Raw genomic sequence first — 24,122 nt, forward strand, 5'->3', positions numbered from 1 at the left:
AAGGTTTTAAGTTTGATGCTTTTAGTATCTATGATATTCGCATCTCGTCATTGCGAGGCACGAAGCAATCTTCGAACTAGAGGTTTAGATGGCTACCGTACTAAGATTGCTTCGTGCCTCGCAATGACGACCACTACAGTATATCCGACAACAGAAACTCGCACCCGAACCAGCTTCAACAAAGACTGGAAATTCTTTTTAGGTGATGAGCCTGGCGCAAAATCGCCTGCATTTATCGATACAAAATGGCGTAAACTAACTTTGCCACATGATTGGAGCATTGAGGGTAAATTAGATGAGAAAAACCCCGCAAAACCAGAGGGTGGCGGTTTGCCTACTGGAATTGGATGGTACAGAAAAGAATTTACAGCACCTGCAAATTTCGCATCTAGATTAATTACCATCGAATTTGATGGCGTTTATAAAAACTCAGAAGTTTGGGTTAATGGTAAATATTTAGGCAAACGTCCGTATGGATATGCATCGTTTTCTTACGAGATCAGTAAGTTTCTAAAGGCTGGAAAAAACATTATTGCAGTTAAAGTTGACAATTCTGCACAACCAGATTCTCGTTGGTACTCCGGTTCAGGTATTTACCGGAATGTTTGGTTAACTTCTACAGCGAAAGTTGCCGTCGCAAAATGGGGGACCTTTGTAACAGCAGATCAATCGGGCAGGGTAGAGTTTCAGGCTCAGATTCAAAACAAAACATTAAAAATGCAAACTGTTGTTATCACCAACTCTGTGTTTACTGCCAGCGGAAAATTGATTGCAAACGCAATACAACAGAATGTGAAAATAGATACTTCTGGTTTAGAGATAGATAGGGTGTTTGATATTAAGGATCCCGTTTTATGGTCTGTCGAAAACCCATATCAGTATACGTTGGTTACCAAAATTGTTCAGGATGGAAAAATACTTGATAGTTATGAAACCAAATTTGGTATTCGATCGTTCAATTTCGATGTTAAAAAAGGTTTTTCATTAAACGGAAAGCCGATGAAGCTTCTGGGTGTTTGTTTACACCACGATTTAGGCGCTTTAGGTGCTGCGGTAAATGTTCGGGCGATGGAACGTCAATTGCAAATTATGAAAGAAATGGGCGTGAATGCAATTAGGACTGCTCATAACCCGCCAGCACCAGAGTTTTTAGATTTATGTGATAAAATGGGATTATTAGTTATGGATGAGGCTTTTGATATGTGGGCCAAGAAAAAAACTAAAAACGATTATCATTTAAATTATCCCGAATGGCACAAGCGCGATTTGGAGGATATGATTCTTCGCGACAGAAACCATCCATCAATCATTTTATGGAGCATTGGTAACGAAATTCGGGAGCAGTTTGATAGTACCGGCATTGCAATTACGAAAGAACTGGTTGGCATTGTGAAGAATCTGGATAAATCCCGTCCGGTTATTTCGGCTTTAACAGAAACTGATTCTACTAAAAACTTCATTTATCAAGCTAAAGCTTTAGATATTTATGGATTAAACTACAACCACAAGAAATATGCTGATTTTCCTAAAAACTATCCTGGAGTTAAATTTTTAGCTACTGAAACTACATCAGCTTTAGAAACAAGAGGTTTTTACGATACTGCAGATACCATTCGCCGCTGGCCAAGAGACGGTAAAACCAAATTTACCGAAGGAAATAAAGAATGGTCTGCATCATCATACGATAATGTTTCTGCTTACTGGGGTTCTACCCATGAAGAAACCTGGAAAGAAGCTAAGAAATACGACCATGTTTCAGGTTTGTTCGTTTGGACAGGCTTCGACTACTTAGGTGAACCATTACCTTATCCATGGCCGGCCAGAAGTTCGTACTTCGGAATTGTAGATTTGGCGGGCTTTCCAAAAGATTCTTATTACATGTACCAAAGTGAGTGGACCAGCAAACCGGTTTTACACATTTTGCCACACTGGAACTGGGAAACCGGAAAATCAGTAGAAGTTTGGGCATATTACAACAATGCTGACGAGGTTGAACTTTATTTAAACGGTAAATCTTTAGGCAAAAAGTCAAAACAGAATGATGATTTACATGTGCTTTGGAATGTAAATTTCGAGCCTGGAACATTAAAAGCGGTTTCTCGTAAAAACGGAAAAGATGTTTTGGTTCGCGAGGTAAGAACTGCAGGAGCACCTGCAAAAATTGAATTAATTGCGGATAGAAAAAACATTAAATCCGATGGCAAGGATTTATCTTTCATCACCGTTCGCATTTTGGATGAGGCTGGAAATGTGGTTCCAAATGCAGATAACTTAGTTGATTTTAAGATAGAAGGAAATGGTTTTATTGCCGGCGTAGATAACGGCTTTCAGGCAAGTTTGGAACCATTTAAAGCAAATTACCGCAAAGCATTTCACGGTTTATGTTTGGCTATTCTTCAATCAACGGAAAAGGCCGGAAGTATTAAACTGACGGCAAACGCCAAGGGTTTGGCAAGTTCATCAATAACCATTACAACAAAATAATCCCGATCAATATAGTGGTTGGGAACTAAAAAGATATAAAATTAAGATCAGTGGAGAAGACGATTAATTTAAAAGGAATAACATGGAACCACAGTCGTGGGCTTTTGCCAATGGTGGCAACGGCACAGCGATTTTCTGAATTGTACCCAAATGTTAACATTACCTGGGAGAAAAGAAGTTTGCAGCAGTTTGCTGATTTCTCCATCCAGGAATTAGCAGAGCGATTTGATTTGTTGGTGATCGACCATCCTTGGGCGGGTTTTGCAGCGAAAACAAAATCCATTGTTCCTTTGGATTTTTATCTTTCTGATGATTATCTGGCCGACCAGGAAAGGAATTCGGTTGGTCAGTCTTATGAAAGCTATTTTTACGATGAGCATTTGTGGGCATTGCCGATTGATGCGGCAACGCCTGTAGCGGCATCGCGACCAGATTTGTTAGCCGAAAAAGGATTAGAATTACCGAAATCATTTGAAGATTTATTAGCACTTGCCGATAAAGGATTGGTTGCATTCGCAGGTATTCCGATAGATGTTTTAATGAACTTTTACACACTTTGCTGCTCATCAGGCGAAGACCCTTGCCAAAACGACGAAGAGGTGGTTTCGCAAAGTTTAGGTATTAAAGTTTTGAAAATGTACCGGGAGTTGGCTTCCAAAATAGATAAAGCAAATTTCGATAGAAATCCAATTCAGGTTTATGAAGCAATGACTAAAACGGATGAAATTGCTTACTGTCCATTTGCTTACGGCTATTCAAATTACTCGAGAAACGGTTATGCCCGTAAAGTTTTGCATTTCCACGACATGATTTCATTGGATGGAAAAAATAATCTACGAAGCACTTTGGGCGGAACAGGATTGGCTATTTCCTCTAAATGCGAAGAACTTGATGTCGTAGCCAAATATGTAGAATTTGTAGGTTCACCTGCGTGTCAGTCAACGTTATTTTTCGAAAACGGTGGACAGCCAGGACATTTAACCGCATGGAAAAATGATGAAGTTAATCGCCAAAGCCAGAATTATTTTTACAATACATTACCAGCTTTGCAGAGGGCATTTCTTCGTCCGCGTTACCATGGTTCCATGTATTTTCAAGACCACGCAGGCGATGTCGTTCGTGATTATTTAATGAATGGTGGCGATGAAATCCAGGTTTTAAATCAAATGAACGAATTGTACCGTAAATCTAAAACTTTGGTATTATCATGAACAGACCTTTAGAAGGACTTTTGGTTTTAGAATTCTGCCAGTTTCTGGCAGGTCCATCGGCTGGATTAAAATTAGCTGATTTAGGTGCCCGTGTAATTAAAATCGAGCGACCAAAAACTGGAGATGCTTGCCGCCAATTATCCATCAAAAATCTTTTTGTTGATGACGATAGTTTGCTGTTTCATACCATTAACCGCAATAAAGAAAGTTACGCCGCAGATTTAAAAAATCCTGAAGATTTAGAAAAGTTGAAGAAATTAATCAGCAAAGCTGATGTTATGACGCATAATTTCCGTCCGGGTGTAATGGAAAAAATTGGTCTGGATTACGATAATGTTCAGCAAATTAATCCGAAAATTATTTACGGAATGGTTACTGGTTATGGAAATGACGGGCCTTGGCGCAATAAACCAGGTCAGGACTTATTGGTGCAATCGGTTTCAGGTCTAACTTTTTTATCAGGCCTGGATACCGATGGACCTGTTCCGTTCGGGCTTTCAGTTTCTGATATTATGTGTGGAAACCATCTGGCTCAGGGGATTATGGCAGCATTAATTAAAAGAGCAAAAATCAATAAAAGTGTTTTGGTGGAGGTGAGTTTGCTAGAATCTATTTTAGATGTTCAGTTTGAAGTAATTACCACTTACCTGAATGATGGAGGAAAACTTCCGGATAGAAGTGGAGCGAAAGGTAGCGCACATGCTTACCTGAGTGCACCTTACGGAATGTATGAAACCAAAAACGGACATATCGCCATGGCAATGGGTAATCTTCCAAATATTTGCGCCATAATCAAATGTGACATCGATGACTTATATGTCGAAGCGGGTTCTGCGTTCGAAAACCGCGATAAATTGATTATCCGATTGGCGGAAACGTTCAAGAAAAATGATACTGGGTTTTGGGTTAATCTTTTAGAAAGTAATGGAATTTGGTGTGCAGAAGTATTGAATTACCAAACGGCTACTGCTTTGAATACCTATAAAAAATTAGAGATAGAGCAACATTTGGATTTAGGGAAAGGTGTTAAAATCAAAACTACAGTTAGCCCAATTCGATTGGATAATGAAAAATTGTTTGCTGCAAAAGCTGCACCAAAATTGGGTTTTAATACAGAAGAGATTAATAAAGAGTTTGAATTAACTTAAGTCCGTCATTGCGAGGAGGTACGACGAAGCAATTTCATTTAAAAAATGCTTTTTACAGTTTACACAAAAAGAAGAGATTGCTTCGTGCCTCGCAATGACGAGGTGTGAATGTAAATAGTAAAATAAGGAGTTAGTAGTAAGCTAATTGTCACGTTGAGCCTGTCGAAACGCAATAAAAGTTCTTCGACAAGCTCAGAATGACAATTAGAATGAAATAAAATAAATCCAGCCGTCACCCTGAATTTATTTCAGGGCCTTAAGCAAAAAGATGTTGAAATGATTTCAGCATGACGAGGTTTTAACAAAAAAATAAAATATATGAGACCGCTTGAAGATTATTTAGTTATCGATTTCAGCCAGTTTCTTTCTGGGCCATCGGCGAGCTTGCGCTTAGCCGACATGGGTGCCCGTGTAATCAAAATTGAGCGTTTAGGTGTAGGCGATATCTGCCGTACGCTATATACCTCAAACTTGATTATGAATGGTGAATCATCGGTTTTTCATGCCATCAATAGAAATAAAGAAAGCTTTGAAGTTGATTTAAAGGATGAGGAAGATTGCGAAATGGTTCGCGAACTGCTTAAAAAAGCAGATGTAATGATTCACAATTTCCGTCCGGGCGTAATGGCACGTTTAGGTTTCGATTATCAATCCGTAACTGCTATTAATCCATCAATTATTTATGGCGAAATTTCGGGCTATGGAACGGAGACAGAATGGAAAAATAAACCTGGTCAGGATTTGTTGCTACAGTCAGTTACAGGTTTAACTTCGCTAACTGGAAATGCCGATAGCGGCCCTGTTGCAATGGGTTTATCCATTGTTGATATGTTGGCTGGCGCACATTTAGCGCAAGGTCTTTTAGCTTGTTTGTATCGCAAAGCGATAAAAAATGAGGGTGGTTTTGTGCAGGTAAGTATGATGGAATCGGCTTACGATTTTCAGTTTGAAACCATTACTACTTTTATGAACGATGGTGGCGCATTGCCAGAGCGTTCGAAAAACAACAATGCAAACGCTTATTTGGGGGCGCCATACGGAATTTATCAAACAGAAAACGGATATTTAGCTTTGGCGATGGGTTCCATTCCGCGACTTGGTAAGTTATTAGGTTGTGAAAAGCTGGAAGATTATTTAGAGCCAAGTGAGGCATTTGATAAACGTGATGAAATTAAGGCGATTTTAGCTGAACATCTTTTATTAAACACAACTGAAAATTGGCTTTCTATTTTAGAGCCAGCTGATATATGGTGTGCTGACGTGTTAAATTGGAATGCCTTGATGGAACACGATGGTTTCAAGGTTTTAAATATGATACAGGAAGTAGAAATGGTTGATGGCTATAAATATGAAACAACCAGATGCCCGATTCGCATTGATGGCGAACGATTAACGTCATCAAAGGGTTCGCCGAAATTAGGGCAGGATAACGAAAAAATCATTAAAGAATTTATCACACAGAACACCATTGCAAATGCATAACCAGGTTGAAACTTTCAGGATTGCCGTTCGCAAGTTTGCTCCTTTTGAGTCTGCAATGCAGAAATTCTGGGACAAATTTTGTGCGTTTTCGGGCTGTAAGTTGAAGCTGGAAATGGTGGTGATGGATTTACATGAACTTTATGATGCAACCATAACACAAAAAGGTTTGGCTAATGGTAATTTCGATGTTGCTCACATCAGCACCGATTGGATTCTGGAAACCTATTCGAACCAAGATGTTGAAATTTTAAATCCTTACATCAATAGGAATAAGCCACAAGATTTCCCACAGGGATGGAGCAAATCTCTTTTGAGTTTGCAGCGATTTGGTTGGGAAGTGGTGGGTTTACCCTTTCACGATGGGCCTGAATGTTTCATTTATAGGAAAGATTTATTTGAGCATGAAACGGAAAAAGCAAATTATCTCGAAAAATTTGGCAAAGCCTTAGAAGTTCCAAAAACATGGGAAGACTTTCATCAGGTTGCGCAGTTTTTTAATCGCCCTGCAAATAACCTATACGGAAGCATATTTGCCTGTTATCCTGACGGTCACAATGCTGTTTTCGATTTTTGTTTACAACTGTGGACCAGGGGAGGAAGTTTGGTTGATACAAATGGTTTTATCCAAATCAATACACAGGCTGCAATTGATGGCTTAAATTTTTATAGGGAAATTGTAAATGATAAAACCGCTGTTCATCCGAAATCTGCCGAATTTGAATCAGTAGCGGCTGGGATCGCTTTCTCGCAAGGCGAAGCAGCGATGATGATTAACTGGTTTGGTTTTGCCGCAATGTGCGAAGTAGATGAAAATTCAAAAGTTAAAGGTAAAATTGATGTTGATTTACTGCCAACTGTAGCTGGTAAAAACTCAGCATCTTTAAATGTATATTGGCTTTATACCATCGCCAAAGGCGGTAGAAATAAAGCAATCGCATACGATTTTCTTCGTTTCGCACTGGCTGAAGAACAAGACAAGCAGCTGACTTTGGAGGGTGGAATTGGTTGCAGAATCTCAACATGGAAAGATAATGAAATTAACAAAGCCATACCTTATTATCATAAACTAGAACAGCTTCATGAAGTGGCAAAAACACTTCCTCAAAAACAGAATTGGGCTGCTATTGCAGCGATAATTGATAAAATGGTTTTGCAGGCCATCAATACCGATACGCCAAGTTCGGAATTGATTCAGCTTGCCCAAAACCAAATTAACGAAATTGATAAATGAGTATTGATATAAAATATAAGCCAGAATTACCAGAAACGAAGCAGCCCATTATCATCATTGGAGCAGGCGGAATTGTTGCCGATGCGCATTTGCCAGCTTATAAAATTGCAGGTTTTGAAGTTTTTGGAATTGTAAACAGAACTAGAGAAAGGGCGCAAAAATTAGCAGATACCTTTGGCATTCCAAACGTATTCAATACAGTTGCTGAAGCTGTAGCCAATGCGCCGGTAAACGCAGTTTACGATTTAACTACCATGCCTGCACAATATATTGATGCTTTAAATCAGTTACCTGATGGTAGTGCGGTTTTAATTCAAAAGCCAATGGGCGATGATTTTGCTCAGGCCAATGAAATTTTGGAATTATGCAAGGTGAAAAATTTAAAAGCAGCAATAAACTTTCAGCTGCGTTTCGCACCGTTTGTAAGTGCTGCGAGATATTTGATTGATAAGGGTTTAATCGGTGAACTCTATGATATGGAAGTTCGCGTAACCATTAAAACGCCATGGGAAATTTTTCCTCATGTCATCATTCATCCGAGATTGGAAATTCAATACCACAGCATTCACTATGTAGATTTAATTCGCTCGTTCTTGGGCAATCCGCAAAGTGTTTTGGCGAAAACCTTAAAGCATCCAGCAAAAGATTTATCGTCATCCCGTTCTACGATTTTATTTGATTATGGCGATACGATGCATGCGGTCATCAACACCAACCACGACCATGATTTTGGTCCGAACCACCAGGAAAGTTATATCAAATGGGAGGGAACCAATGGCGCAATCGTAGCAAAAATTGGTTTGTTGATGGATTATCCTCATGGCGTTCCCGATGTTTTTGAATATTGTATTGTTGAAAAGGGGAAAGCGCATGAGTGGCAAACGGTAAAGTTAGATGGCTCCTGGTTTCCTGAAGCTTTTATTGGAACAATGGCAAATCTAATGCGATTCAATGAGGGAAGCGCAGCCGTGCTGCAAACCAGCGTCGAAGATGTGATACAAACGATGGCGGTTGTAGAAAGTGCCTATAAATCGAGTGATATTGGAGGGGTTAAGGTTTCGGGTTTTGAGTTGAAAGTTAAAGGTTAAAGGTTGAAAGTTTGGGTGCACACGCTATTTGCATATTGAAAGGCCAAAGCACTAAAAATCGTTCTACTAAAATCCAGCCTAACAAATTTTTCGGAATGCAATTTCAAAGCCAACGCAGTTCCTTTAATAGAAAAATTTTAAGCTGGGAGTTTTGTTTCTTTTGCGGTCAAAAGAAAAGAGCCCGTCTGGCTAAGACAAAAAAATAAATGGTTGTAACATACCGAGCTATTAAGAATAAAATTATGTATTTCAAATCAACTTTTTTTGAAGATTACCAATTGCAAGATAAACGTGTAACCTTGGGGCGCACAATAACGGAAACCGATTTTGTCGTTCACGCAGGTCATACAGGCGATTTCTTTCCGCACCACATGGACGCAGAATGGTGTGCAACGCAACCTTTTAAACAACGTATTGCCCATGGAACAATGATTTTTAGCATTGGCATCGGTTTGACGGCATCAGAAATTAATCCTGAAGCCATGTCTAAAGGATATGATAAACTACGTTTCGTAAAACCTGTTTTTATTGGCGATACCATTCATTCTGAAATCACAATTTCGGAAAAAGGAGAAAGCAAAAGACCTGAATACGGAACGGTTACTGAACACGTAGAAATCATTAACCAACACGGAGAGGTTGTGTTAGTCTGCGACCATTTGCTTGTAGTTAAGAAGAAATAGTTCTAGTCGAGATGCATAACTAAACTAATGACTTAGATTATTAGATAATACATCGCTAACTAATGACTAGTGAACTATTGAACAAATAAACCACTGAACCAAAATAAACCAAATATAATGAACCACAATACATTACCCGAAATCGTTACTGAAGGCGACCAATCATCAGGAAAGAAATATTTATTGCCATTTATATTGGTCGTGAGCTTGTTTTTCTTGTGGGGAATGGCACATAATTTAGATTCAATTTTAATTCCACATTTGAAGAAAGCATGTAACCTAAGCAATAGTCAATCAACATTAATTGATACTTCTGTTTTCTTTGCATATTTCTTAATGGCGATACCAGCTGGTATGATTTTAAAAAAGTGGGGCTATAAAGCCACCATGATTTCTGGGTTGCTGGCTTTTGCCTTTGGTGCTTTTCTTTTTGTTCCTGCAGCAAATAATCTCTCCTATATCACCTTTTTAATTGCACTTTTTATCATTGGCTGTGGATTAACGATGCTCGAAACTTCTGCTAATCCATATGCTGCAGTTTTAGGTAATCCATCGAAAGCTACTAGCCGATTAAATTTGGCAGCTTCATTCAATGGTTTGGCCGCAATGGTGGCGCCATTAATTGGCGGCCTTTTTATTCTTTCAGGAAAATCACATACGAAAGAAGAGCTCGCAGCAATGACAGAAGCCAGCCGAAACAATTATTTCCTTGAAGAGGCAGCATCTGTTAAAACCCCATACATCACCCTGGGAATAATTTTGCTGGTTATTGCGGTGATATTCTATTTCATTCATCTGCCAGAAATCAAAACTAAAAGCGTTGATGGCGAGGCGAAAGGAAGTTTTTTTGGCGCATTACGCCACAAGCACTTAAGGTGGGCTGTAATTGCTCAGTTTTTCTATGTTGGTGCACAGGTTTGTGTAACCAGTTTTTTTATCCGGATGGCGCAGCAAGGTGGTGGTTTTGATGAAAAAACAGCTGCATCATATTTGGCTATTTACGGTTTGTTGTTCACAGTTGGCCGCTTTGCTGGCACAGCACTTTTACAGTTTATCACATCAAACAAATTATTGGCTATATACGCGGTCATTTCAGTCTTGTTAAGTATCGTTGCCATTACTGGAAGTGGTGTAGTTATCGTTTATGCGCTTGGTGGATTAGGCTTCTTCATGTCAATCATGTTCCCAACAATTTTTGCATTAGGAATAGACGGCATTGGAGAAGACACCAAACCAGGCTCTTCATGGTTAATTATGTCGATTGTAGGCGGTGCAATATTACCCTTTGGAATGGGCTCGCTAATCGATATGTATGGAGATAACATCCAAATCGGCTATAGCATCCCTTTGGTTTGTTATTTAATTATTTTGTATTTCGGGTTGCGAGGTTATAAAATAGCTCATAAATAAATCACAAATCGTCATTGCGAGGTACGAAGCAATCTTACAACTCTAGTTTATAGCGAGTACTTTAGGATTGCTTCGTACCTCGCAATGAAGAAAAAAAATAATAATGAAACCAATACTTAAAAAAATCTTCTTGTTCTTTCTACTTTGTGCTTTCAGCTTTACGCTTAATGCGCAACAGAACGAAAATTCAAAACCATGGGTATTTTGGTATTGGGTAAAGGGTGCGGTTTCTAAAGCAGGCATCACAGCCGATTTAGAAGCCATGAAAACGAATGGAATTGCAGGTGCTTATTTAATGAGTATTCAAGGGCCAGATAAAACCCCAGTTTATGCTCCTCCAGCAATTCAATTAACACCAGAATGGTGGAAGTTGGTAGAGTTTGCCATGGATGAAGCCAAACGTTTGAACCTGAAAATCGGGATGCATGTAAGCGATGGTTTTGCGCTTGCAGGTGGGCCTTGGATAACTCCCGAACTCTCGATGCAAAAAGTAGTTTGGTCTAAGTTAAATGTCAATCATTCAATTGGTAAAATAAACTTACCTAAACCAGAGCATCAAGAAAATTATTATCAAGATATAGCGGTATACGCTTATCCATCGCCTGTTGATATTAATGTTTCAACAAGAACAATTGTTCCCAAAATTACGGCGAGTAACGGTGCTGATGCCACAGGTTTGGTTCAGGTTGGAAATAAAAAAAGCTTTGGTTCGAATGAACCTTGCTACGTTCAATACGAATTTGAAAAACCTTTTACTTGCCGTACAGTGACCATCAAAATCAGCGGCAATAATTACCAGGCACAAAGATTGGCTATAGAAGTGAGTGATGACGGCAAAAACTTTCGCTCTATTGGTAGATTGGAAGCGCCACGCCACGGATGGCAAGATACTGATGAAGATGTGACGCATTCTATCGTGCCGACAACCGCGAAATATTTCAGGTTTATTTATGATAAAAAGGGTTCCGAACCCGGTGCGGAAGATTTAGATGCCGCAAAGTGGAAGCCATCACTAAAACTGGTTAATCTCGAATTATCTGGAGAGGCAAAAATCAATCAGTTTGAAGGTAAAAATGGTTCGGTCTGGAGAATAAGCAAAAGAAGCACAGACGAGCAAATCGCTAAAAATCTATGTGTTCCGTTAAATAAAATCATCAACCTGACTGATAAATTAAATCCTGATGGAACTTTGAATTGGAAAGCCCCAAAAGGAAACTGGACAATTTTAAGAGTCGGACATACATCAACAGGGCATACCAATGCTACAGCTGGCGGAGGTAAAGGACTAGAATGCGATAAATTTAATCCTGCGGCAGTTAAGTTGCAATTTGATAGTTGGTATGGTGAAGCACTTAAACACGGTGGACCAGAAATTGCGAAGAAAGTTTTAAGTGCTTTCCATGTCGATAGCTGGGAATGTGGTAGTCAGAATTGGTCGCCTTTATTTAAAGCTGAGTTTTTAAAACGCAGAGGTTATGATTTAACGCCTTACCTGCCAATCATGACTGGATTACCTGTAGAAAGCGTACAAGTATCTGAGGATTTCTTGTATGATGTAAGAAAGACGATTTCAGAATTGGTTATTGACCAGTTTTATAAAATTTTGGCTGCTTTGGCAAAGGAGCGAGGTGTAACCTTTACTGCTGAAAGTATTGCACCAACCATGATGAGCGATGGTTTAATGCATTATAAAACTGTTGATGTTCCAATGGGTGAGTTTTGGTTAAACAGCCCAACACATGATAAACCAAATGATATGCTTGACGCCATTTCTGGCGCACATATTTACGGCAAAAACATTATTCAGGCAGAGGCTTTTACTACTGTTCGAATGGATTGGAATGAAAGTCCGGCGAATATGAAAACCTTACAGGATAGAAATTATGCGCTTGGAATTAACAAGTTGGTATATCACGTTTTCGTTCAAAATCCTTTTACCGATAGAAAACCTGGTGTAACTTTAGATGGGGTGGGTTTGTACTTTCAACGCGACCAAACCTGGTGGAAACTCGGGAAAGCTTGGGTTGATTATGCAGAGCGAACACAAAACCTATTGCAGCAAGGAAACCCTGTTGTAGATATTGCCGTTTTTACAGGCGAAGAATTGCCTCGTCGTTCGGTTTTGCCTGATAGATTAGTAGAAACTTTACCTGGGATTTTTGGTAATGATGTTGTTGAAGCCGAAAAGAAACGATTAGCAAATGCAGGAGAACCGTTAAGGCAAATCCCGGCAGGTGTTACCCATTCCGCAAACATGGCCGACCCGGAAAATTGGGTAAACCCACTTCGTGGCTATGCCTATGATAGTTTTAATCCAGATGTATTGAGTACTGCTACTGTTAAAGATGGTAATGTGGTTTTTGAAAGTGGTGCAGCTTATAAAATTTTGGTGATTCCAGGAGCGATGAAAATGAACCCAAATTATCAATATATGAGTTATGAGGTGGTGAAGATTCTTTCCGATTTGATAAAAGCTGGGGCTAAAGTAATTGTTGGAGATAAGCCGTTGTATCAATCTGGTTTAAAACAAATTAAACCATCAGAATTTGATAGTTTGGTTGAAGAAATTTGGGGAAGTAACTTTGATTCATTTAAAAGTGGTGGTAAACCAATTTATGTTAAGAACATTGGTTTAGGGCAGGTATATAAAGCTCCTTTCGAGGGTAACGATTTTAACAGCTTGGGATTGGAAAAGGATTTGGATATAAATGAAATTTCTTCAATGTTAAACTCCGTAATTCCCCCAACCAAAAATGTAACATTCACTCACAGAAAAACTGCTGATTCAGATATCTACTTTATCTCAAATCAAGAGGCTAAAGAAAGAGAATTTAATTTTTCATTTAGGATAAACGGAATGGTGCCTAAAATCTACAACCCGGTAACCAATGATACAGCAGCTTTAAAAAGCTGGTCGATTAAAGATGGCAGAACTTTTTTTAATTTAAAATTGCCAGCTAACGGTTCTCTATTTGTAATTTTTGAAGATAAAACAGAGTTAACACAATTACAAGCTGGGCTAAATTCCAATAAATTTAAGACCGTTCAGGATATTTCTAATAACTGGCAGGTTCAATTCGATGCTGCTTATGGTGGTCCATCTAAGGCTGTTATTTTTAATGAACTAATCGATTGGACTAAACATTCAGATAGTTTAATTAAATATTACTCTGGAACCGCTATTTATTCGAAAAGTTTCACATACAAAGGAGAAATAGAAAATGCCTGGATTGATTTGGGTGGGTTTTCGAGTATGGCTGAAGTTAAAATTAACGGTATCACTTGTGGTACTTTATGGACAGCTCCGCACAGATTGGACATTAGCAAAGCCATCAAAAAAGGCGAAAATAAAATTACAATTGAAATGGTAAATACCTGGGCAAATCGTTTAATTGGCGATAGTAAATTGCCAGAAAATAAAAGACTTACAAAAACAACAGCACCATTTAGATTAGAGGGTAAACCTTTAAATCCCGCAGGTTTATTTGGACCAGTTGTAATACAGTTGGAGGAGAAGTAAAACTAATCGTCATTGCGAGGTACGAAGCAATCTATTTCGATAAAGGAGATTGCTTCATGCCTCGCAATGACAGCAATAAAAAATATATAACTCAATAGGATGAATATAAAGTTTGCATTCATAATCTTTTTAAACATGTCATTTATGCTGGTTAATGCACAAGATAAGGCGCTTGTTAATACTTCTAAAAGTAAATACGCAAAGCTGCATAGCGTAAACATGAGCGATGTAATCTGGACTAAAGGATTTTGGGCAGATAGGTTTAAAGTAGCAACTGAAACCATGGTGCCGAATATGTGGGCAATTTATAACGACCCAAAAATTAGTCATGCTTTTAAAAACTTCGAAATTGCAGCTGGATTAGATACGGGTTCACATTCTGGCCCTTCATTCCACGATGGAGATTATTATAAAATCTTAGAAGCTGTTGCGAGTCTATATGCTTCGACAAAAAATCCAAAATTGAATGAAATGATGGATAAGGCTATCGTCGTTATTGGGAAATCTCAACGTGAAGATGGTTACATCTACACTAAAGCGATGATAGAACAACGAAAAACAGGTTCGAATAATCAATTTCAGGATAGGTTAAGTTTTGAATCATATAATATTGGACACTTAATGACGGCCGGTTGCATCCATTATCGGGCAACAGGAAAAACAACGCTATTAAACATTGCCAAAAAAGCTACGGATTATCTTTATAATTTTTATAAATCCGCATCGCCAACATTGGCTAGAAACGCCATTTGTCCATCTCATTACATGGGCGTTGTAGAAATGTACCGTACTACTAACGACCCTCGTTATTTAGAACTGGCCCAACATTTAATTGCCATTAAGGGTAAGATTGATGATGGAACAGATGATAATCAGGATAGAATTCCTTTTCTGCAACAAACAAAAGCAATGGGGCATGCTGTTAGGGCAAGTTATTTGTACGCGGGCGTTGCCGATTTATATGCAGAAACAGGCAAAGATTCGCTTCTAAATACATTGAACTTGATGTGGAATGATGTGCAAAACCATAAAATGTACATTACAGGGGGCCTAGGCTCTTTATACGATGGAACATCTCCTGATGGAACTTCATACAATCCAGTAGATGTGCAGAAAATTCACCAGGCATTCGGTCGCGATTACCAGTTGCCGAATTTCACGGCTCATAATGAAACCTGCGCTAACATTGGAAACGTGCTTTGGAACTGGCGAATGCTGCAAATTACCGGCGACGCCAAATATGCAGACGTAATGGAATTGGCTTTGCATAACAGTGTTTTATCGGGGATCAGCCTGGATGGAAAGAACTTTTTGTACACTAATCCATTGGCGCAGTCGAATGATTTGCCCTTCAAACAGCGCTGGTCGAAAGATAGAGTGCCATATATTGGTCTATCAAATTGTTGTCCGCCAAACGTAGTGAGAACAATTGCCGAAGTAAGCGATTATGCCTACAGTGTTTCTGATAAAGGTTTGTGGTTCAATTTATATGGCGGAAATAACTTAACTACTAAATTAGCTGATGGGAGTAAAATTTCTTTATCCGAAGAAACCAATTATCCCTGGGATGGTAATATTAAAATCTCGGTAAAAGAAATTGCAAATAAACCGTATTCAGTATTTCTTAGAATTCCGGCCTGGACTCAGAATGCTCAAATCAGCATCAATGGAAAACCAGAAAATATCAAAGCGATTTCAGGAACCTACGCAGAAATAAATCGTGTTTGGAAAAAAGGCGATGTAATAGAATTAAATCTCCCGATGGAGGCTAATTTGATTGAAGCTAATCCTTTGGTTGAAGAAAATAGAAATCAAATTGCGGTAAAACGCGGACCGATTGTGTACTGCCTGGAATCTACTGATTTGCCTGGTAAAAGTATTTTTAATGCATTCATCCCAACATCAACAAAATTTGAAGCAAAGCCAATTAGCATCGATGGTGCAGAAATGATGAGTTTGGTAGGAAATGCTAAAATTGTTGAGCCGGATAGTTGGAAAAATGTCTTGTATCGCCCGGTTAATAACAATAATAATGAAGCTGAAATTAAATTGGTGCCTTATTTTGCATGGGGCAATCGCGGCCATTCGGAAATGTCGGTTTGGTTGCCAGTAAGTAAATAAAAGTAAATCGTCATTGCGAGCACAAAGCAATAGTTGAAAAGGTTGCTTCGTGCCTCGCAATGACGAAAAAAGAAAGATAAATGAAATTAAGACTAACGATACTTTTGAACTTTGCTTTTTGCATCATAGCATCGGCAACAGTTAAACCGGCATCTATTTTTACTGACCACATGGTTTTGCAGCAACAAAGCAATGTCGCCATTTGGGGTTGGGCAAAACCCTCAACCAAGGTAAAAATCATCACTTCGTGGAATAAAGAAAACTATTCGGTTACTACAGACCAGAATGGGAAATGGAAGATTAAAGTGGCTACTCCTGTAGCTGGCGGACCTTATCGTATTGAATTCAATGATGGGGAGAAGTTAATTTTAAATGATGTTTTAATTGGTGAGGTTTGGTTTTGTGGCGGCCAATCGAATATGGAGATGCCCATGAAAGGTTTCAAAAGTCAACCGATTATAGGTTCAAATGAAAAGATTTTAAAGTCTGCCAATAACAACATCAGACTATATACTGTTCCACGTTCTTCGATTACCGAGCGCCAAGATAACAGTAAGCCATCAGCATGGAAACAGGCAGCACCTGAAACGGTTTCTAATTTCAGCGCCACTGCTTATTATTTTGGTTCTTTGTTGAGTGAGATGTTAAATGTTCCTATCGGGATTATCAATGATAGCTACGGTGGATCTTCTATCGAGGCCTGGATGTCGCCCGAAGATTTGAAAGCGTTTCCTGAAGTTAAAATCCCCTCAAAAGGAGATACCATTAAAGAAGTAAGCAGAACGCCAACAACGCTTTACAACGGGATGCTTTATCCGGTAATAGGTTATGGAATCAAAGGAGCCATCTGGTACCAGGGTGAATCTAATTATGAAAGACCAGATCGTTATGAAGAATTGTTTCCTGCGATGGTGTCTTCCTGGCGGAAAAATTGGGATAATGGTGAATTTCCATTCTTTTATGCCCAAATTGCCCCTTACAATTATGCTCAGTTGCCACCTTATCACGTGGGAGGCAAATTCAATTCAGCTTTTTTAAGGGATGCGCAGCGAAAATCTTTATCGAAAATCCCAAATTCAGGCATGGCTGTTTTAATGGATATTGGTGAAGAAAAATCAATTCATCCGGCAGGTAAAAAACAAGGAGGAGAAAGACTGGCTTATCTTGCTTTGGCACAAACCTACGGGATTAAAGGCTTCGGTGCGTTAAGTCCAACTTACGAATCTCTAACCATTGATAAAAATAAAGCCGTTATAAAGTTTCAAAATATACAAAATGGGTTAACTTCATTCGGTAAAGAACTTAATTTGTTTGAGGTGGCGGGCACAGACAAGAAATTTTACCCGGCGAAAGCTGCAATAACAGGAAGCAGCGTAACTGTAACATCTGAACAGGTGAAAAACCCGGTTGCAGTACGTTATGCGTTTAAAGATTTCGTAGTTGGCGATCTATTTGGAAATGATGGTTTGCCGGTTTCCTCATTTCGTACGGATGATTGGGATAATTAACAAAACTTAATTGAAATAAAGAGAATAATGCCGAAAAACACGGTTTTCAAATATTTAAAATTCACAAAGAATGTAAATCTCTTTTTTGTGTTCATTTTGTTTTGGTGGTTCATTCCAACAACTCAGGCACAACAAAACGTTATATGGAACACGCAAAGCCAAAAATCATCAGAATCGATGCCTGTTGGAGGTGGCGATATTGGTTTAAATCTTTGGGTAGAAAAAGGCGAGGTTTATCTTTATTTATCTCGAAGCGGAACATTTGATGAAAATAATACATTGCTCAAACTCGGTCGGGTAAAGCTAAAATTCAGTTCTGACCCTTTTGAGGGGAAAACTTTTAAACAAGAACTGATTCTGAAAGATGGTTATGCCCAAATTGATGGATCAGATATTCAAATTAAGGTTTGGGTTGATGTTTTTAATCCGGTGATCCACGTAAATGTAAAATCTAAGCAAAAAATTACGACAGAGGCAAGTTATGAAAGTTGGCGTTTTGAAGATAGAATCACAAAGGGTAAAGAAAATAATCAAAATTCGTACAAATGGGCGCCTCAAGGCCTCGTGAAAACGGCAAAAGATGAAATTGCTTTTGAAAATAATGGCATTCAGTTTTATCATCAAAACAAAGCAGAAACCGTTTTTGATGTTGCCGTAAATCAGCAAGGTTTAGCAGATAGAAAAGCCGAATTGTACAACCCTATAAGAAACCTGATTTTTGGAGGATTGATGGAGGGAAAGAATATGGTTTCAGCGGGAAATGAGGCTGGAACTTATTTGAGTACACCTTTTCAATCGTGGAAATTAAAAAGTAAAATGCCATCGCAATCGCAAGAAATCACTATTGCTTTAAATATAAGCAAAGCTGGTATTCAAAATTGGGAAAAGGAACTGTATTCAATAAAACGAAATTCAACCCAAAAAGCCAGCATAAAATGGTGGAACGATTACTGGAAAAGAAGTTTTGTTTACATCAATTCGAAAAGCGAGCTAGCCAATCAGTCATCAGAAAATTATCAGCTGTTTCGATACATGTTGGGTTGCAATGCCTTCGGTAAATACCCAACCAAATTTAACGGTGGGTTATTTACATTTGATCCTCAACTCACAGATACTGCTTTAAAATATACACCTGATTTTAGAAATTGGGGAGGTGGAACCCATACCGCTCAAAATCAACGTTTAGTCTACTGGCCCATGCTAAAAAGTGGCGATTTCGATATGATGAAGCCTCAGTTTGATTTCTATCTTGATTTATTAAAAAATGCGGAAATCAGAACCGAATCGGCTTGGGGGCATAAGGGTGCTAGTTTTACGGAGCAACTGGAAAACTTCGGCTTGCCAAATCCTGCAGAATATGGATGGAAGCGTCCTGCTGATTTTAACAAAGGCATGGAATACAACGCCTGGCTGGAATATGAGTGGGATACCGTTTTAGAGTTTTGCATGATGATTCTGGAAACAGAAAGATACGGTGGAGCGAATATTGAAAAATACCTTCCTTTGATTGAAAGCTCATTGACTTTTTTCAAAGAACATTATACTTATCTGGCTAAACAGCGGGGTGCTAAAGCTTTGGATGCTAATGGCCATTTGGTTCTTTATCCAGGTTCGGGAGCGGAAACCTATAAGATGGCTTACAACTCAACCTCCACAATTGCAGCCTTAAAAACGGTTTTAGAAAGATTGATTGCACATCCTGGTTTATCAGCAAAACAAAAGAGTGATTGGGAAGAGATGCTCAGAACCATTCCACCAATTAGCTTTCGCGAGTTTGATGGAGAATCCGGGAGAAAATCAACCATCGCACCAGCAAAACTTTGGGAGCGCATCAACAATACCGAAAGTCCGCAATTGTACCCGGTGTATCCATGGGGGATTTATGGTTTGGGCAAGCCCGGTTTAGATACGGCAATAAATACGTATCAATTAGATACCGATGTTTTAAAATTTAGAAGTCATGTGGGCTGGAAACAAGATAACATTTTTGCCGCAAGATTAGGTTTAACCGAAGAAGCTGCAAAATTGACGACTGCAAAGTTGAAAGACTCCGGCAGAAGATTTCCAGCATTTTGGGGACCGGGTTTCGATTGGACACCTGACCATAATTGGGGCGGCTCGGGCATGATTGGTTTGCAGGAAATGTTAATGCAGGTTGATGGTAAGAAGATTATGTTGTTTCCTGCCTGGCCTGCGGATTGGGATGTGCATTTCAAATTACATGCACCATATCAAACCACTGTTGAGGTAGAATTGAAAAACGGAAAAATAGAAAGTTTAAAAGTCCTTCCGGAATTTAGAAAGGCAGATGTAATAAATATGATTAAATAAATGACTGGCCAAGTCTTAATACTGAATTCATTTCAGCATCTTAATAAAAAGATTTTGAAAAAAAAATCAAGGTGACGAGGCGATAATTAAAAAAGATATGGATTTAAATTTAAAAGAAAAGGTAATCATTATCACTGGTGCAGCAAAAGGCATTGGTAGAAGCATTGCAGAAGTTTTTGCAAAAGAAAATGCTGTTGCTGTTATTGTAGGTAGAAAAGCCAACGATAATCAAAAAGTTGTAGATGCAATTGAAGAACAAGGTGGTAAAGCAGCTCAGTTTGTGGCAGAATTATCTAATCCAGATGATTGCAAAAAAGTTGTTGCCGAAATCATAAATCAGTTCGGTAGGATAGATGGTTTAGTGAACAACGCTGGTGTAAACGATGGTGTAGGTTTAGAAAATGGTAATTATGATGATTTCATGGCCTCACTCCATAAAAACGTGGTACATTATTATTTAATGGCACATCATGCCTTGCCTGAGTTGATCAAAAGCAAAGGTGCAATCGTAAACATTACCTCTAAAACCGCAGAAACCGGACAAGGAAATACCTCAGCTTATGCTGCAGCAAATGGTGGTAGAAATGCACTCACCCGCGAATGGGCAGTTGAATTACTAAAATACGGCATTCGTGTTAATGCCGTTGTGGTAGCAGAATGCTGGACACCCGCTTACGAAACCTGGATTGAAACCTTATCCGATGCTCAGGCAAAACTCGATGAAATCACTTCGAAAATTCCTTTGGAAAACAGAATGACTACGGCTGAAGAAATCGCAAATATGACTGCATTTTTAATGTCTGATAAATCGAGCCACACCACCGGACAAATTATCCATGTCGATGGTGGTTATGTTCATTTGGACAGAGCATTGGCAAACGCATAAAATACTTAATTGGCGGTCGTCATTGCGAGGCACGAAGCAATCTCTCATTAATAAACTTATGAGATTATTTTGTGCCTCGCAATGACGAAAATCATTCATTCTATCATTCAAAATTCTATCATTAATAATGAAAACCCTTACCTGTACAACTCCCGGTACCTTTGAATACTCAGAAACTGAGAAACCTGAATTGAAAAAAGATCACGCTATTATAAAAATCAAACGAATTGGGATCTGCGGGACTGATTTACATGCCTTTGAGGGCACACAACCTTTTTTTAACTACCCGAGAGTTTTAGGACATGAGTTATCTGGTGAACTGGTGGAAACTGATGGTGCCGAGGGTTTTAAGATAGGAGAGGCCGTTACCTTTATCCCATATTTTAATTGTGGTGAATGCATTGCCTGCCGTATGAATAAACCAAATTGCTGTGTTAAAATGCAGGTTTGTGGCGTTCATGTGGACGGAGGTATGCGTGAGTATCTTCAGGTGCCGTCGAGAACACTTTTACATGGCGACGGTTTAAGTTTCGACGATTTAGCCTTAGTTGAACCTTTAGCTATTGGTGCGCATGGCGTTCGAAGAGCGGATATTCAAGCTGGCGAATTTGTTCTGGTAATTGGCGCCGGCCCGATTGGCTTAGGAACCATGGAATTTGCCCGAATTACCGGCGCTAATGTAATTGCATTAGATATTAACGAAGACCGCCTGGCTTTTTGCAAAGACAAGTTAAAGGTGGCGCATGTGGTAAATGCGCTTTCAGCTGATGTTACGGAACAACTTAGCAAAATTACCAACGGTGATATGCCAACGGTGGTAATTGATGCAACTGGAAATCAAAAGGCAATTAACAATGCAATTAATTACATGGCGCATGGTGCAAGGTTTGTATTAATCGGCTTGCAGAAAGGAGATTTAATTTTCAATCATCCGGAATTTCATAAACGCGAATCAACTTTAATGAGCAGCAGAAATGCAACTATTGAAGATTTCGAACACGTGATCAAATCAATGAAAGCTGGTTTGGTAAATCCTACAAATTACATTACTCACCAGGTAAAATTTGACCAAGTAAAGGATGAATTTGAAACCTGGTTGGATCCAAAAAATGGTGTAATTAAAGCAATGGTAAGTATTGACTAAATTTCTGCGGAATGACGTCGCAACGACCAGCTTCATGCAACTTCTTTTAAAAAATAAAAAAGCCGATAATTTGAAAAAACTATCGGCTTTTAAGATTTAATTGAGAGCTTGTATTTTATTTGTACGCCACTTCATTCCAATGCAATTCGTTTCTGAATTGATTGATTTTGGTATCGGCGCCAATGTTCACATATTCTAAACCTGCAATGTTTGCAAAATCCAATAGGTGTTCGGTAGTTAAATTCTGGCTGTAAGCAGTGTGGTGAGCACCACCAGCATAAATCCAGGCCGCACAACCTGTTTTCATATCTGGAAGTGGTTTCCAAAGCACACGGGCAACTGGCAAATTAGGTAAATCATTTTCAGCTTCAACAGCAGTTACCTCGTTGACTAATAAGCGGAAACGATTTCCCATGTCAATCAAAGATGCATTTAAAGCGTCACCGCCGGAAACGTTAAATACCAAACGGGCTGGATCTGCTTTTCCGCCGATGCCCAATGGATGAACTTCCAAACTTGCTTTACCTGATGCCAAACTGGCATCCACTTCTAGCATGTGCGAACCTAAAACCATTGAATTAGCAGGATCGAAATGGTATGTATAATCCTCCATAAAGGCATTTCCGCCAGGCAAGCCAGCACCCATCACTTTACAGGCACGAACCAATGCCGCTGTTTTCCAATCGCCTTCGCCTGCAAACCCATAACCATCAGCCATTAAACGCTGCGCTGCAATTCCTGGCAATTGAATCATGCCGTGCAAATCTTCAAAAGTGTCAGAAAAGCCTTTAAAGCCACCATCTTCTAAAAACTTCCGTAAACCCAATTCAATTTTAGCTGCATCATAAACCGATTGATGTCTGGCACCACCAGCTTTTAAATCTTCAGCCATTTCATAAGTTTCCTCGTATTCATTCAGTAAACCTTGAATGGCATCCTCAGGTATTGCATTAATTACGGCTACTAAATCCCCTATGCCATAAGTATTTACCGCGAACCCAAATTTCATCTCGGCTTCAACTTTATCTCCATCAGTAACCGCTACAAAGCGCATGTTATCGCCGAAACGAACAAATTTTGCACCTTGCCAATCGTTCCATCCAGCTGCCGCTCTACACCAGGTATCAATTTGTTTTGCTACTTCTTCATCTTGCCAATGTCCAACCACAACCTTACGATCTTTACGCATACGCGTAACCATAAAACCAAATTCACGGTCTCCATGAGCACTTTGGTTTAAATTCATGAAATCCATATCGATAGTGTTCCACGGAATATCACGATTAAACTGCGTATGCAAATGCAACAAAGGCTTTTGTAAAACATTCAAGCCTCTAATCCACATTTTTGCGGGCGAAAAGGTGTGCATCCAGGTAATTACCCCGATACAATTTTCATCAATATTGGCTTGTTGTAAAGTCTCAAAAATTTCCTCTGTGGTTTTTACAATCGGCTTAAAAACTACCGAGACCGAAATATTTCCGTTCTGGTTTAATGAGTCTGCTACTTGTTGTGCATTGTCTGCCACCTGTTTTAAGGTTTCTTCACCGTACAAATGTTGTGTACCCGTTATAAACCAAACTTGTAATTTTTTTAAATCAATCATTTTATACTTGTTTAATTGCTTATTGTTTTATCGGTTAACTAAAATAACAGCTAACTAAATTTTATTCATTTTTTGTAAAGCAGGTTTCTGGTTTCATAGCTCAAGATAGTCCTGCTTTCCGTTTTATTTCGCCCAACCAAAGGTTGGGACTTCATGCTCACTTCAATCAGGTTTGTTTAACTTAGGTAAACCATACAATCTTAAACCCGACAGGAGCGGCAGCCCCAGCTTTTTCTGCTGGGCTAAAGCAAATGGCGGGACTTTCGTAA

At 39.1% G+C, this 24,122-nt stretch carries 15 protein-coding genes; 14 read left to right on the forward strand and 1 reads right to left on the reverse strand.

What is annotated here, in order from left to right:
• Positions 1 to 15: 15 nt before the first annotated feature.
• The 14 genes from galB to EA772_RS16900 all read left to right on the forward strand — a co-directional run bounded on the left by galB (position 16) and on the right by EA772_RS16900 (position 22,247).
• Complete coding sequence (gene galB, locus EA772_RS16835) at positions 16 to 2,484, forward strand: beta-galactosidase GalB (protein WP_246833980.1); 2,469 nt, start codon at positions 16 to 18, stop codon at positions 2,482 to 2,484.
• 50 nt (positions 2,485 to 2,534) lie between these two features.
• Positions 2,535 to 3,695, forward strand: a complete 1,161-nt coding sequence (locus tag EA772_RS16840) for an ABC transporter substrate-binding protein (RefSeq protein ID WP_124914225.1) — start codon at positions 2,535 to 2,537, stop codon at positions 3,693 to 3,695.
• Positions 3,692 to 4,843 (forward strand): CaiB/BaiF CoA-transferase family protein, encoded by a 1,152-nt coding sequence (locus EA772_RS16845; RefSeq protein WP_124914226.1) that lies wholly within the window; start codon positions 3,692 to 3,694, stop codon positions 4,841 to 4,843. Before EA772_RS16840 ends, EA772_RS16845 begins: the two co-directional genes overlap by 4 nt.
• A 318-nt stretch (positions 4,844 to 5,161) precedes the next feature.
• Positions 5,162 to 6,325, forward strand: coding sequence for a CaiB/BaiF CoA-transferase family protein (locus tag EA772_RS16850; RefSeq protein ID WP_124914227.1), 1,164 nt, complete (start codon positions 5,162 to 5,164; stop codon positions 6,323 to 6,325).
• A complete protein-coding gene (locus EA772_RS16855; protein ID WP_124914228.1) occupies positions 6,318 to 7,556 on the forward strand; it encodes an extracellular solute-binding protein in 1,239 nt (412 codons plus the stop codon). The genes EA772_RS16850 and EA772_RS16855 overlap by 8 nt, the downstream gene beginning before the upstream one ends.
• Positions 7,553 to 8,644, forward strand: coding sequence for a Gfo/Idh/MocA family protein (locus tag EA772_RS16860; RefSeq protein ID WP_124914229.1), 1,092 nt, complete (start codon positions 7,553 to 7,555; stop codon positions 8,642 to 8,644). The genes EA772_RS16855 and EA772_RS16860 overlap by 4 nt, the downstream gene beginning before the upstream one ends.
• 242 nt (positions 8,645 to 8,886) lie before the next feature.
• Positions 8,887 to 9,327: a MaoC/PaaZ C-terminal domain-containing protein gene (locus EA772_RS16865; protein WP_010603407.1), complete on the forward strand. Its 441-nt coding sequence runs from the start codon at positions 8,887 to 8,889 to the stop codon at positions 9,325 to 9,327.
• A 117-nt stretch (positions 9,328 to 9,444) separates the two neighbouring features.
• Positions 9,445 to 10,737, forward strand: coding sequence for an L-fucose:H+ symporter permease (fucP, locus tag EA772_RS16870; RefSeq protein WP_124914230.1), 1,293 nt, complete (start codon positions 9,445 to 9,447; stop codon positions 10,735 to 10,737).
• A 103-nt stretch (positions 10,738 to 10,840) separates the two neighbouring features.
• The gene (locus EA772_RS16875) at positions 10,841 to 14,257 is read left to right on the forward strand and encodes a glycosyl hydrolase (protein ID WP_124914231.1); all 3,417 of its coding nucleotides are present in this window, start codon (positions 10,841 to 10,843) and stop codon (positions 14,255 to 14,257) included.
• Between the two features lie 135 nt (positions 14,258 to 14,392).
• Complete coding sequence (locus EA772_RS16880; protein WP_246833981.1) at positions 14,393 to 16,378, forward strand: glycoside hydrolase family 127 protein; 1,986 nt, start codon at positions 14,393 to 14,395, stop codon at positions 16,376 to 16,378.
• A gap of 80 nt (positions 16,379 to 16,458) precedes the next feature.
• A complete protein-coding gene (locus EA772_RS16885; RefSeq protein ID WP_124914233.1) occupies positions 16,459 to 17,886 on the forward strand; it encodes a sialate O-acetylesterase in 1,428 nt (475 codons plus the stop codon).
• 27 nt (positions 17,887 to 17,913) lie between these two features.
• Entirely contained in the window at positions 17,914 to 20,217 is a 2,304-nt protein-coding gene (locus EA772_RS16890) for a DUF5703 domain-containing protein (RefSeq protein WP_124914234.1), read from the forward strand.
• A 97-nt stretch (positions 20,218 to 20,314) separates the two neighbouring features.
• On the forward strand, positions 20,315 to 21,103 hold the full coding sequence (locus EA772_RS16895; protein WP_010600644.1) for an SDR family oxidoreductase: 789 nt from the start codon (positions 20,315 to 20,317) through the stop codon (positions 21,101 to 21,103).
• A gap of 127 nt (positions 21,104 to 21,230) precedes the next feature.
• Positions 21,231 to 22,247, forward strand: a complete 1,017-nt coding sequence (locus EA772_RS16900) for a zinc-binding alcohol dehydrogenase family protein (RefSeq protein ID WP_124914235.1) — start codon at positions 21,231 to 21,233, stop codon at positions 22,245 to 22,247.
• Positions 22,248 to 22,362: 115 nt separating this feature from the next.
• Here the strand turns inward: EA772_RS16900 and araA are convergent, their stop codons facing one another.
• Positions 22,363 to 23,853, reverse strand: a complete 1,491-nt coding sequence (gene araA, locus EA772_RS16905; RefSeq protein WP_116168341.1) for an L-arabinose isomerase — start codon at positions 23,851 to 23,853, stop codon at positions 22,363 to 22,365.
• Between the last annotated feature and the right edge of the window lie 269 nt (positions 23,854 to 24,122).

Source organism: Pedobacter sp. G11, from assembly GCF_003860265.1.
Classification (GTDB): domain Bacteria; phylum Bacteroidota; class Bacteroidia; order Sphingobacteriales; family Sphingobacteriaceae; genus Pedobacter; species Pedobacter agri.

What these genes read in the sequence shown, in the direction of transcription:
- galB (WP_246833980.1), top strand. Translation starts at nt 16, where the DNA reads ATGCTTTTAGTATCTATGATATTCGCATCTCGTCATTGCGAGGCACGA.
- EA772_RS16845 (WP_124914226.1), top strand. Translation starts at nt 3,692, where the DNA reads ATGAACAGACCTTTAGAAGGACTTTTGGTTTTAGAATTCTGCCAGTTT.
- EA772_RS16850 (WP_124914227.1), top strand. Translation starts at nt 5,162, where the DNA reads ATGAGACCGCTTGAAGATTATTTAGTTATCGATTTCAGCCAGTTTCTT.
- EA772_RS16855 (WP_124914228.1), top strand. Translation starts at nt 6,318, where the DNA reads ATGCATAACCAGGTTGAAACTTTCAGGATTGCCGTTCGCAAGTTTGCT.
- EA772_RS16860 (WP_124914229.1), top strand. Translation starts at nt 7,553, where the DNA reads ATGAGTATTGATATAAAATATAAGCCAGAATTACCAGAAACGAAGCAG.
- EA772_RS16865 (WP_010603407.1), top strand. Translation starts at nt 8,887, where the DNA reads ATGTATTTCAAATCAACTTTTTTTGAAGATTACCAATTGCAAGATAAA.
- fucP (WP_124914230.1), top strand. Translation starts at nt 9,445, where the DNA reads ATGAACCACAATACATTACCCGAAATCGTTACTGAAGGCGACCAATCA.
- EA772_RS16875 (WP_124914231.1), top strand. Translation starts at nt 10,841, where the DNA reads ATGAAACCAATACTTAAAAAAATCTTCTTGTTCTTTCTACTTTGTGCT.
- EA772_RS16880 (WP_246833981.1), top strand. Translation starts at nt 14,393, where the DNA reads ATGTCATTTATGCTGGTTAATGCACAAGATAAGGCGCTTGTTAATACT.
- EA772_RS16885 (WP_124914233.1), top strand. Translation starts at nt 16,459, where the DNA reads ATGAAATTAAGACTAACGATACTTTTGAACTTTGCTTTTTGCATCATA.
- EA772_RS16890 (WP_124914234.1), top strand. Translation starts at nt 17,914, where the DNA reads ATGCCGAAAAACACGGTTTTCAAATATTTAAAATTCACAAAGAATGTA.
- EA772_RS16895 (WP_010600644.1), top strand. Translation starts at nt 20,315, where the DNA reads ATGGATTTAAATTTAAAAGAAAAGGTAATCATTATCACTGGTGCAGCA.
- EA772_RS16900 (WP_124914235.1), top strand. Translation starts at nt 21,231, where the DNA reads ATGAAAACCCTTACCTGTACAACTCCCGGTACCTTTGAATACTCAGAA.
- araA (WP_116168341.1), bottom strand. Translation starts at nt 23,853, where the DNA reads ATGATTGATTTAAAAAAATTACAAGTTTGGTTTATAACGGGTACACAA.